The sequence below is a fragment of the Parendozoicomonas verongulae genome (assembly GCF_009711465.1).
GTDB lineage: Bacteria > Pseudomonadota > Gammaproteobacteria > Pseudomonadales > Endozoicomonadaceae > Sansalvadorimonas > Sansalvadorimonas verongulae.
Genome location: NZ_SMME01000705.1, coordinates 4788 through 5167 on the forward strand (window position 1 = coordinate 4788; position 380 = coordinate 5167).

The window sequence follows — 380 nt, forward strand, 5'->3', positions numbered from 1 at the left end:
GGCTGCCATACCTTCTATTCTCTTGATAGTAATGGTTCGTAGAGTGAATCATGTTAAGAATCTATGAGAAACAGCGGTGGTTCTACGTGAGTTTTTTCTTCTTTATTTTCGGGTTTTGTGCAAACGCATTAGCCAAGGGTGAGTGTTCAATTGCGCTAGCTAGAAAGTATGGTGATGAACATGATTTTCTGGCAGCCTGCCGTGAAGGCAATGTAGATGCCGTGAAGTATTTTTTGGATCTTGAAGGATTTAATGTTAATAACCAGTTTATCAGTGGATTAAATGGTGGGCCCGTTCATAGCCTTTTTCCTGCAGCTCAAAATGGCCATGCCAAGGTAGTTCAGGTTTTGGTGAACGCAGGGGCAGACCTGAATAAAACA

1 protein-coding gene is annotated in these 380 nt (G+C 42.1%); it reads left to right on the plus strand.

What is annotated here, in order from left to right:
• Positions 1–50: 50 nt before the first annotated feature.
• Positions 51–380, plus strand: a 330-nt coding sequence (locus E1189_RS03370; RefSeq protein ID WP_196221149.1) for an ankyrin repeat domain-containing protein, incomplete at its 3' end; no start/stop codon positions are given.